Source organism: Candidatus Hydrogenedentota bacterium (genome assembly GCA_012523015.1).
Classification (GTDB): domain Bacteria; phylum Hydrogenedentota; class Hydrogenedentia; order Hydrogenedentales; family CAITNO01; genus JAAYBJ01.
On record JAAYJI010000190.1, the window covers coordinates 1 to 10,667 of the forward strand.

10 protein-coding genes are annotated in these 10,667 nt (G+C 52.3%); 3 read left to right on the forward strand and 7 right to left on the reverse strand.

All coding sequences use genetic code 11. From position 1 onward, the window contains the following. The 4 genes from GX117_08460 to GX117_08475 form a co-directional block, all read right to left on the reverse strand. Positions 1-360 (reverse strand): DUF169 domain-containing protein (locus GX117_08460; GenBank protein ID NLO33371.1); only part of this gene is annotated, 360 nt, incomplete at its 3' end. Between the two features lie 204 nt (positions 361-564). Continuing rightward, positions 565-846 carry a hypothetical protein gene (locus GX117_08465; GenBank protein NLO33372.1) on the reverse strand — a complete coding sequence of 94 codons (282 nt, stop codon included), beginning with the start codon at positions 844-846 and terminating at the stop codon, positions 565-567. Positions 847-1,125: 279 nt separating this feature from the next. Next, positions 1,126-3,219, reverse strand: coding sequence for a hypothetical protein (locus GX117_08470; GenBank protein NLO33373.1), 2,094 nt, complete (start codon positions 3,217-3,219; stop codon positions 1,126-1,128). A gap of 51 nt (positions 3,220-3,270) precedes the next feature. Beyond that, positions 3,271-3,792 carry a hypothetical protein gene (locus GX117_08475; GenBank protein NLO33374.1) on the reverse strand — a complete coding sequence of 174 codons (522 nt, stop codon included), beginning with the start codon at positions 3,790-3,792 and terminating at the stop codon, positions 3,271-3,273. A 286-nt stretch (positions 3,793-4,078) separates the two neighbouring features. Here GX117_08475 and GX117_08480 point away from each other — a divergent pair, with 286 nt between their 5' ends. Further along, positions 4,079-4,450: a hypothetical protein gene (locus GX117_08480; protein NLO33375.1), complete on the forward strand. Its 372-nt coding sequence runs from the start codon at positions 4,079-4,081 to the stop codon at positions 4,448-4,450. A gap of 197 nt (positions 4,451-4,647) precedes the next feature. After that, the gene (locus tag GX117_08485; GenBank protein NLO33376.1) at positions 4,648-5,634 is read left to right on the forward strand and encodes a hypothetical protein; all 987 of its coding nucleotides are present in this window, start codon (positions 4,648-4,650) and stop codon (positions 5,632-5,634) included. Here the strand turns inward: GX117_08485 and GX117_08490 are convergent. The 3 genes from GX117_08490 to GX117_08500 all read right to left on the reverse strand — a co-directional run bounded on the left by GX117_08490 (position 5,631) and on the right by GX117_08500 (position 9,962). Further along, positions 5,631-6,944: an FAD-binding oxidoreductase gene (locus GX117_08490; GenBank protein NLO33377.1), complete on the reverse strand. Its 1,314-nt coding sequence runs from the start codon at positions 6,942-6,944 to the stop codon at positions 5,631-5,633. The two genes, GX117_08485 and GX117_08490, sit on opposite strands and share 4 nt — an antisense overlap. Positions 6,945-6,989: 45 nt before the next feature. Beyond that, the gene (locus GX117_08495; protein NLO33378.1) at positions 6,990-7,268 is read right to left on the reverse strand and encodes a hypothetical protein; all 279 of its coding nucleotides are present in this window, start codon (positions 7,266-7,268) and stop codon (positions 6,990-6,992) included. A 99-nt stretch (positions 7,269-7,367) separates the two neighbouring features. Beyond that, positions 7,368-9,962 carry an FAD-dependent oxidoreductase gene (locus GX117_08500; GenBank protein NLO33379.1) on the reverse strand — a complete coding sequence of 865 codons (2,595 nt, stop codon included), beginning with the start codon at positions 9,960-9,962 and terminating at the stop codon, positions 7,368-7,370. 479 nt (positions 9,963-10,441) lie between these two features. On the opposite strand from GX117_08500, the gene GX117_08505 reads away from it, so the two are divergent. After that, positions 10,442-10,667, forward strand: a 226-nt coding sequence (locus tag GX117_08505; protein ID NLO33380.1) for a rod shape-determining protein, incomplete at its 3' end; no start/stop codon positions are given.

Consider the following 10,667-nt stretch of genomic DNA (forward strand, 5'->3'; position numbering starts at 1 on the left):
GCCATTGAGGAAGACACGTCCCGTTTCGCGATGTCCCGACATCTCGATCATTTCCCCGATCTTTTTGCCCTCCGGATAACTTTCATTACCATCGGCCATATAACGGTAGAAGTACTCACAGCCGCCCGGGAAAGCCGTGTAGTTATTTCCAGAGCCCATCCCGACGCCGCCGCCTTGGCACCCGTAGGTTTCTCTGCTCATGACGGCCGTACGTCCTTTTAATGCGGCGGCGAAATGAAACATAACGCAGCCCCATTTTTGTTTACCAAACTCTATGGCCCCTTCAGGCTTTTCGTTGGTCCATTCCAAAACAACAGGACTGTATTCAAGTTCCAGGGCTGAAATTAGGTTGCTTTCCACGTTTCGAGACTCCTTCGTTTCTGTACGGCAGGCAGGACCTGCACGAAGTTATAATCTATTGCTGCAATGCTATTTTTCTCTTTTGGTATCCTATCCTCTTTTTTGGTACCGATGCAACAAACAGGCAAGGAGAAATGTTAAAGGCCTCTTCAAGGGAAGGATCTCTCGCGCATTAGCCGGCAACTTACGGCAAAACTTTCACCTTCACCAGCCATATTCGAGCATATGTCTTGAAACACCGTGAGGGAGTTGGGGCTGCGGTGTGAAGAGGTAGCGAGGACTTGCCTCGGCCGAAAAGGATTTTGTCCCCTCTTGTTTAGCGATGGATAAGGGCTTATACCATTTGGTTGAATGGTTGTTTCGTTTATGACTTTCTTTAGACAGTCCATCGAATTTCGCCGCCTCTTCTACACTGCACAGCAAACACAGCAGTACAATGCGCATCGCCATCGTGATTTGTAAGACCCATGTTTTGGAATTGATCATGTCACGTTCCCAATGTAGACATACCAATACACAACAACTATTCTCAAATCAATGAGTTTTAGTATACGTGTGTTCCGGATCAAATGCAAGACTTTGCAACAGGTCGAAGAGCGGGCAAAACCGTATAGATATATTCGATTTTAGGTTGTGGCGATATTTTCGCAAGGCGGGCGTGACTTTCTGCCACGCGAAGAGACGAAGCTTCCCTCCATTCATAAGCGATAGGATTCATCTATATATGAATCTGATCAAGCGTATAGGCCGTCTTTAATGGGCGTACTATTCTTTACCATAGCGTTTTGTATAGACATCACGATGGATAGCCTGTGCGGCGGCGGTCAGCTCGGGATAGGGGGTATCCGTCACATCGACGAAGCCGATGTTATAATTTTCTCCGTCGAGCCAGCGGCCTGTAACGGGTTCATCAACAAACTGGAACCAGTGACAGCCTACAAAGCCGGGATGATCGATCACGCTTTGTACATAATCGTAGTAGTGCTGTGCCCGCGCTGCTTGGTTTTCCGTGCTGACGAGACCGGTGTGGAACATGCCCCGATCCAAGGCGCCAAAATGGAATTCCCCAATAATAAGGGGTTTGCCAAGCTTATTCTCACCGTTCCACTTGTCTAAAGCGATGCTGCGGTAGTAGAGATTAAAGGAAACTACATCGATGATTTCCGCACAAGCACGGACTACCGGTTCGGGGGCGAGCGAAAAGCGGCAGCCAAGATACAATTGGTTGGGCGCAAGCCGGTTGACCGCATCTTGGATGACCGAGAAATAGCGCGTTGCATAATGATGTAAATAATCATCGAAATCGGCTTGTGCTGTTTTATTCGCTTTTTTGGGGCGGCGCAAGTTGTCCCAACCGTCGAATTCGGTTTTCCACGCCTTGTTGAGCTCGTCCATGGTCTCGTAGCGTTCTTCCAAGAATTGGATGAAATCTTGTCGCGCCGGCTGCTCCCGGGTGCTTGCGAGGACGCCGTTGACGACGCCTTCCCAAGACAGCTCATTGTCAACAAAATAGCCGATGCACAAGGGGTTGTCCGCATATTTTTGTGCAATATAGCCCACTGCCGCTTCCACCGTCGTTTCAAAGGACTCATCAAAGACATCGATAATTTTTGACCAATAGCCTTGGGAGGCTTCGATCAATCGCACGTTCCCCAGTGAGGTACAGGCGGTGAAGGGGAGGGGGCTATGCTCGACAATGTCTGCCTGGCTCCAGTTGGCGACCGTATTAAAACCCCAATGCTGCAGCCGTTTATAGACAGTGTTGCGCCACGGTTCCCGCCACATTTCCCCGTATTTGCGGATCAGGTTGGCGCCATAAAAGTTGAAGATCGCGCCCGTCCCATTAATGGGATCCGCCATGCTATGGGCTTGTCTCACCTGTCCGTAGAGTTTCCCAAAGAGAGGGTCCTCTTTGTCGGGCAGCCAGTCGAACCACGCATCCCGCTGCTCCACAAAAGTATATTCTCCCGTACCCACACAATCAATCCCTAAAGAGAAAAAGAGCGTGCCTTCCGGGGTGATGAGCCACCATTTTCCGTCCACCTCTTCTGTTCTGAACCAGCCTGTTGCTTCCCGTTTGGGGCCGTCTGCCCAGCCGCCGAACTTATCCCGTCCGGGCATGGGCGCTGCGGAAGCAAGCACGGCAGCTTCTTCTTCGAGCCGGCTCTTGAGTTCTTCTTCGGAATGGAGTTTGCCGGGCCAGTCTGCGTGTTTATACTGTCCGAAAGTATCGATAAAGGGCAGTTGGGTCGTGATGTTTCCGGAGCCATCGCATTTATACAAAAATATCTTTTTAAAGCAGAGCGTCGTCAGGTCTTCGGGATGGGAAAGGAAGAGTTGAAAGGCGGTAATAGCTTTGAGATCCAAGGGGTCACCGTTGCCCGAGGATATTTCAACGGGCGGCAACCCGCGCATGCCCCATAATTTGCCGTTGCTCTTTGTCCGTTTAAAGGCCATTTGCACACGATATGTTTGCTGAGCGGGCACCGCGTCGGAGAGGGTATTACAAGCGTTCATGCCGTCCGCCCCTTCGTTATCCAGGCGCAGCGTTACGTTCACCGCCGCGTTTGCGGGATTATACACCAGCACGCCGACGCCGTCGAAATCAGACCAATCCCATTTCTGTTCCGGCGCTTGCAAGAATAGGTTGGGCCATTCTGCCTGGTCAAAACGGACCGTTAGCCCTTTTTCTGCATCCTTTGCGACGGGCTGCGTGAAATTAAAGCGGACAAAGTCGGGGATGGCATCCTTTGTAAAGTCCACGAGCGGGGTCTCTGCAATGTTTGTTTCGGTATAGGCGTACGGAGCAACCAAACTGCATAAGTGGAAGAGTAGGCTCAGACTGATTAAAAAACGCATAGCGATTATTTCCTTCTTTTCGGATCGTGAATGGATAAGGCTCTTATATCTTTAAAAGTTGGCATTCCCATCCGCCGGCGTTGGGGGTAGGGATGTATCGGTTGTTTTTTTCAAGGCGATGAATTTCGGTGATCCGTTATATCGTAAAAAGCAAGGCTGTTCTATCAAGGTTTTCGCGGTCTGCGCGTCCAGCGCTGCCAGCCGTTCCAGCGCGTCGAAAACACGTTCTTCATTTTCAGGCATGCTCAACACAAAAAAGGTGACAATGAGCGCCCAGGTATCGCCTTCACGGGGTTGAAAGGCTTCCACCATTTCAATCTCTTTGAGTGCTTCGGAGACCTGACCGCGGTGTGCCAGGCTGATTGCCATCAGCGTGCGGTCATAGAGCCATTGCGGCGCTAGGCGCACACATTTACGGAAAGCACGCACCGCCGCATCATACTCTTTGGCGGTGGAGGCTTCCATTCCCTTATTGAAACTGACCTTGGTACGGCGGTTCCGCCAATAGCGCGTGCCCAGCTGAATGCCCAAAATAGTGGATGCCGCGATGATCATGATGATGATACTAGCCATCTAATAAGTTTCCCGAGTCATCGAAACCCAGGGTATCGATGATCCTAATGGTGTTGTCGGTATACGACCTTCCAAGAGCCTCGTGTAAGCAGTCTTTCCTTTTGTTTCCGGGTAGCGAAGAACGGAAAACATTATATCGTACAAGGAGGAGGATGGCAAGGTTTAGGCACAAGCCATTTCACCGGTAATTTGTCTTTGTATTTATTTTTTCTTTTTGCTACCATAGCGCTTGTTTGCTGGAGATATGTTGTTCATAAAATTTAATATTTAAAAGAAGGAATGAAATATGACTAAAAAGTGGTGTTTAGGATTGTTGGTTGTAGTGATGATCATGGGCTTTTCAGGATGTCGCATTCCCATTATTGATCCGCCTGTAGTCGGCACGTGGCAGATTGTCAGCGACAATCCTTTGGGAACCCATCTATTGACCTTCAACCGCGACAACAGCGGTGTGGAAAAGACCATTATAGGCGACCGCATTACCTTTACCACGGAGTTTACTTGGTCTTACAATCGTTGGGATCAAATCCTAAAAAAAGGCAGCATATCGTACCAAGTTGATTTCAACATCTGGCGTAACCATGCCATACTCTACAGTGTAGACAATCATCGGAAGCTGATGGAACTGGAATTGGTTTCTACACCGTCGCTCTTCTAGTACAGGTGATTCTTATAGGTTGACGCAGCCGGCCTCGTTGCTGCGGGGCCGCTGCAGCGTTTCACGTCGCACTGAAAAACACACGTACAAGACGCCCTTATCCACGCAAAGCCGGCGGGTCTGCTTCGGCAACGATGCTGCGCTTCAGGGTGAGCCGCCGCTCGAATAGATCTTTCCAGGAGATTGTTCTTCTCATTATGTTTAGAAAAAAACGTTTAGTGCTCTATGTCTGTTCCCTGCTGTTGCTTTGGCTCGGATGGCGTGTAGATCTTTGGGCTGCCCTCGCGTGTTTGGGCGGCGGCATTTTCCTGTTGTCCCTGATCAAAGTCTTCCACATCATCCGCGATCACTTATGGATGACCAAGCTGTCGGCACAAGCGGCATACCGTTTCGAGGCGATGGAAGCAGCGCTGCCTGAACCGGCGCAACCCCGTCCTTGGAAATTTGTAGTCTTGGGCGATACGCGCAACAACACACAGATGGCGGGCATCTTGTACGAGAAAGCGGGCAGTTTAAACCCCGTCATGGTCTTTCACACGGGCGATATCGTCCGTGGCGGCACAGCCTCCGAATTATTGCAAAAGCACGTGCGCGTCTTTGAAAAGCACCTGGGCACGGTGCCGCTCTTTTGCATTCCCGGCAACCACGAACGGGGCCCCAGACGGAATTATGCCGCCTTCAAAACCCTCTATGGCGACGATAAGTTTTCCTTTGTCTACGACGATTGTCTTTTTATTGGTTTCAACAATTGCCACGCGAAATATGTGACAGACGAAGACCTGCATTTTTTGGAAGAGGCACTCGCAACAGCGCGTAAGCATAAATTTGTGTTTACCCATATCCCGCCCGCCTTTTTCGAAGCGAGCTTTGTCAAAGATGAGCGGCGGCGTGGCTTCACCAAAAACGAAGAGGCATTTCAAGCGCTCCTATGCAAGCATGGCGTTGATGAAGTCTTCTATGCCCATATCCATGGCTATGCTACGTTGGTGAGAGACGGTGTGCGTCACACCTTGACCGCCGGCGGCGGCGCGCCTCTCAGTCACCGCATTGTTGAAGAAAACAGGCACTTTCACCTCATCCAAATGGAGGTCTGTCCCGACACGGTCAGGGGCACCCTCATGCTCTATGAGGACGGCACCTGGTCGGAACGTGCTATCCCAGAAGAATCCTCTTCCGTCGGTTAAGGCATTTCCAGGAGTTTGCCCGGGTTCATAATATAGTGGGGATCCACCTTTGCCTTCACGGCTTGGAGCAGCTCAATGCCCAAGATGCCCTTTTCCGCGGCTAACCACGGAAGATGATCTGTGCCCACGCCGTGATGGTGGGAAATGGTGCCGCCATTCTCGACGATGGCATCAGACACCGCCTTTTTGATGGCGAGCCACTGCGCCACTTCAGCATCCGTTTTGCGAGGGAAGACCACGGTGAAATAGAGACTTGCGCCGTGGCTGTAACTGTGGCTGAGATGTGCCATGGCAATGCCGGGCGCGCCGGGATTGGGATTATTTTCAGCGAGGGCTTTTTCCAGTGCTGCACTCGCGCGCTCATGGAGCCGGGGCAGCCGCGCCCAGTCAATCGCCGTTTCCATGGTATCCACTCCCAATCCGTGATCCATCATGGGATCGCGCAGGTAGGGCGTTTCAAAGCGCGTGTTGAGCCACAGTTCACCGAACCCGCTGCCCATATCTGCGCCGCCGCAGCGCTCTAAAATCGCTGCTGTCCGGGCTTGTTCGTGGGCGGCCTGATCGGCGATGCCTTCGAAGCCTACCAACATGAGGCAAAAGCCCATGGGCCCGTTTTCCGCCACCTCAGCGCCGCCGTGAAGCACACTATAGAAAAAGGTCTCGTTGGCGTCGGAGAGGCGTATCATGGCCGTATGCACCCCTTCTTGGAGCAGGGCGCGGGCACCCTGCAGTCCCCTTTCAAAGTCTTGAAAAAAATAGGCACGGTAGGCTTTCGTTTCCGGCAGGGGCGACAAACGAATCCAAGCGTCTGTGATGATGCCGAAGGCGCCCTCTGATCCGGGCAGTAAATCGCGCAACTGCGGCCCTGCGGCGGATTTGGGGAAATGCTCGGTCGTCCACAGACCGAGGGGTGTGGCTATCTGTGCGGCAATAAACCAATCTTCCGCTTTCCCGTAGCGGTTGGACTGGTGTCCCGCCCCACGCGAGGCGATCCAACCGCCTAAGGTGGAGTATTCGAAAGACTGGGGATAATGTCCCAGGGTGAGCCCTTCCGCTTGGAGCGCTGCCTCCAACGCCGGGCCGTAGATGCCCGCTTGTACATGGGCGGTCATAGTTGTTTTGTCGATGGTCAGCACTTGGTTCATACACGCCATATCTACGGTGATGACGGCGTGCTGTGTTTGCGTATGGAGGGGTGTGACGCCGCCGACCACACTGGAACCGCCGCCATAGGGGATGAGCGCCACGCGATGTTCCACTGCATAAGCGACAAGTTGTTCCACCTCCGCCGCTGTTTTCGGGTAAAACACGGCCTCGGGAGCCGTGTCCAGCTTTCCTCCACGAAAATAGAGGAGCTAATGGTAACTGCGGCCCCGCGCATGATAGGCGCGTTCGAAAGGATCCGTTTTCACCTGTTCTGCAGAGCCGATGGCTTGCAAGGCGTGCAGCTGTGTCTCATTGAGGCGGGAGGGAGGCAGTGCAACCGCGTCTAAAGGTATGGCGGGCGTATGGGGCAGTGTTCCCGCTCCCATATATGCGCCGAGCCACTTCCATATATCCTCGGCTTTATCGCCGAGTGTATCGGGAGCATCCAGTAATCCCCATCCGTTCCAACGCAATTCCAGCTTATTCATTGCGACTGTCCTTTCTCATCTATGCCCTTTGTTTTGGGCATCGTTATTGTCGAAATCTGTCTCTGTCCATAAGGCGCTGTTCTTCGCCTTCAGTTGGGTCTAATAGCGCAAAAGCAATCCCCTCGGTATCATCTCAAAGGTGGCGGGCAGTCGTCCCGGCGCTTCTCCATCCACATCTAAGAGCATTTCATCATTGGGGTTCACCGGTTCGGCCGTAATTTTACGGCCACGCACCAAGGAGACATAGCGTGTCTTTTCAAGGTGTCTCCCTTTATAGAGGGAAGGAAAGCCCTTTATAAATTGGAATAGGGGAACTTGTCGAATGATGATCACGTCAAAGAGTCCGTCATCAGGTTTTGCCTCGGGGGCGATGTGCATGCCGCCGCCGAAGTAGCGGCCATTGCAAACGGCCACCGTATTGATATCGAGGATTTCATCGAAATGATCATCAATGCGCAAGTGGACTTGTTGACCTTTATAGCGCAACAGCGCGTTGAGTGTGCCCCATTGAAAGGCGAATTTACCGCCGAAATGTTTGGCGAAGCTCAGTTGATTGACCGTTTTATCGACGAGCCCGCTCAGTCCGAAACTGGCGACATTATCAAAATACCGTTGTCGGATACTGCCGGTGGCGTCGTCGCGGTAAGACAGTAATCCAATATCGATGGCGCGCGCTTCGCCGTCGACGATGCGCTGGATTTGTTCTTTTTGTTCAATGGGCAAGGCAAAGGTGCGGCGGAAATCCGAGCCCGTACCGCTGCTGATAAGGCTCAGTTCGGCCTGGGGATTGATCGGCCGCCCCCGGTCAAAGAAGCCATTGACCACTTCGTTGATGGTACCGCCGCCGCCTACCGCAATAATCTGGTCTACGCCGTCATTCAAGGCTATCGCTGTCAACCGCCATGGTGCCCTGGGTCCGTCGGTGAATATGGCATCGAATTTGTCGAGTGACTCGGACAGGAGCTTGGAGAGTTCCGACCAGCGCTTCAAGGTCTTGCCTGCGGAACTGCGCGGGTTGATAATGGCGCGTATCCGCGCTGAGGGCTGGTAGTGCATCTGGACACGTTCATACTGGCGGTGTTGTTCTTCGTCAGACACGGTTAAGACGGCGTTCATCTGTTCTTGCACCTTCTTCAAGGTTTGCTCAGAGAGGGCGCCGCAGGTGCCGAGGTTCGTCCGCCGAAACAACACATCTTCCAGTGTCAGCGCCATTTCGTCGCGAATGGCATAGATCACTTCTGCTGCGATGGTGGGCTGATGAGGATCCATTTTCTCATAGAGCGCCGGATCCGCTTCTGCGAGGGCAAGAATCTTCTCCATCTGACTGCCATAGTTGGCGGCGAGATGGTGGAGAAGGGCGGGATCAAGATTCGGATACTCTTTGGTGACCTTGTCGACAAATTGCGTAAAAATGCCGATGTTGCCGCCATAGACGGGTATGCTTTCACTTTGGCAAGCCGTGGGTTTCGAAGCCAATTTCACAACGATCAGATCGACTACCTGTTCCGCCAGCGATCGTGCCGTCGTCCATTTCCCGCCAATGACCGTAATAATTCCGGAGATACTATGACCGATCTCATGATCCACGATTTCAGCGGAGCGGCTGGCGTTGTAGGAGTCTTTGTCGTCACCGTTACCGTTGGTCGGTTTGCTGCTTTGGTCGACAATAGGCCGGAGCCCGCCATAAAAGAAGATCACATCCTGCCGCTTCAATTTCGCCGAAGGATAGGCTTCGTTGATATCTTCGACAAAGGCAACAATATCTTTTTCTGTGACGCGGAAGCCGTCAGGATCGCCGCGGTACACCGTGTCTGTCGTGCCGATTAAGGAATAGTCGCGCCACGGAAGGATAAAGAAATGGCCCCGTGAAGTCTGCGCCGCAATGGCATGGCCTTGGGTGAGGGGCCGCGTGATAATATGGATTCCCTTTGAACGGATCAGCCGTTTCTCGCCGCCTGTCTCCAAGAGATTATCCATGAGCAGATCGGCCCAAGGTCCGGTGGCATTCACGATCATCCGTGCACGAATCGTAAAGTCAGGACTGGGCTCGCGGTTGTTGCGTACCCGAGCACCGATGACCGTATTCCCTTCGCGCAGCAGCTCATGGGCTTCCACATAGTTGGCGGCCTGTGCGCCCGCTTCACAGGCGCTTTGCAGGCACGCCAAGGCGAGGCGTTCGGGGAAGTGCATCTGGTAATCGTAGAAGATGATGCCGCCCCGCAAATCCGCTGTCTCCGTGCCCGGCTCCAAGGCGATGGTTTGCGCACGGTTCAGGCTTTGATGTGCCGGTATATTCTTTTCCGGATCTACCAGACGGTTGCGATCATGGGCGAGCAAATCGTAGGCGGTGAGTCCCAGCGTAAGCATTAATTTCTTGCGGATTCCTTTGCCGTAGAGGGGCATGAGAAAGGTGAGCGGCGCGATCATGTGGGGGGCGATATTCGACCAAATGCGCCGTTCCCGCAGTGACTCACGGACGAGGCTCAGTTCCAGATTTTGGAGATAACGAAGACCGCCATGGATCAATTTGGAAGAGGCAGCCGTCGTTGCCGCTGCAAAATCGCCTTTATCGATAAGCGCCACTGACAGCCCACGCAACGCGGCATCCCGCGCGATACAGATGCCTGCAATGCCTCCGCCAATGACTAAGATATCGAATTGTCCTTCTGATAGGGCGTTTAAGTCCCGTTGCATAAGCGATGCACTCCTGCTCCTTCGCCGTTCTTTTCCACGCCATCCTCGACATTTATATGGTAGTCTATTTTCTTGAAAAAAACAAGAAACATCTATTTTCCGCCCGTAGCTTCAAACTCGAAACGCAAGCCTTTTCGAGGAAAAGCTGCCCTGTCGAGACAAAAGGATTGATATTTTGCCCACAAGCAAGCCATATTTCACGTTCATATAGTCTAATAAGAAAATGCAATCAAGCTTGACTCTATCCTCCAATATACAAGGTTTTAGAAGGAAGAAGCCGCGCTTCAGTTGAAATAACGGGATTGGGATTCGAATTTTAATTTTGTTATAATAAGCCCTGCAACAGACAGATGTTGACGCGTGGAAGCACGTCTTGTGTCCCGGCAACTGAGGCGGGTAGTACTGTCTGTCAATTCTACCAGGTAATCAATCCCAGGAAAGGCCCGGATGTGTTTAAAATATTGCGTCATCTACCCAGCATGTTCTCCCATGACATGGCTATTGACCTTGGCACCGCCAACACCTTAGTTTATGTTAAAGGTCAAGGTATCGTACTCAGTGAACCCTCCGTGGTCGCCATCAATAAAGATACGGGCAAAGCGCGTGCCGTAGGTAATGAAGCCAAAAACATGATTGGCCGCACGCCGGGCAATATTGTCGCCATTCGTCCCATGAAAGACGGTGTCATCGCTGATTTTGAGATTA

What these genes read in the sequence shown, in the direction of transcription:
- GX117_08465 (NLO33372.1), bottom strand. Translation starts at nt 846, where the DNA reads ATGATCAATTCCAAAACATGGGTCTTACAAATCACGATGGCGATGCGC.
- GX117_08470 (NLO33373.1), bottom strand. Translation starts at nt 3,219, where the DNA reads ATGCGTTTTTTAATCAGTCTGAGCCTACTCTTCCACTTATGCAGTTTG.
- GX117_08475 (NLO33374.1), bottom strand. Translation starts at nt 3,792, where the DNA reads ATGGCTAGTATCATCATCATGATCATCGCGGCATCCACTATTTTGGGC.
- GX117_08480 (NLO33375.1), top strand. Translation starts at nt 4,079, where the DNA reads ATGACTAAAAAGTGGTGTTTAGGATTGTTGGTTGTAGTGATGATCATG.
- GX117_08485 (NLO33376.1), top strand. Translation starts at nt 4,648, where the DNA reads ATGTTTAGAAAAAAACGTTTAGTGCTCTATGTCTGTTCCCTGCTGTTG.
- GX117_08495 (NLO33378.1), bottom strand. Translation starts at nt 7,268, where the DNA reads ATGAATAAGCTGGAATTGCGTTGGAACGGATGGGGATTACTGGATGCT.
- GX117_08500 (NLO33379.1), bottom strand. Translation starts at nt 9,962, where the DNA reads ATGCAACGGGACTTAAACGCCCTATCAGAAGGACAATTCGATATCTTA.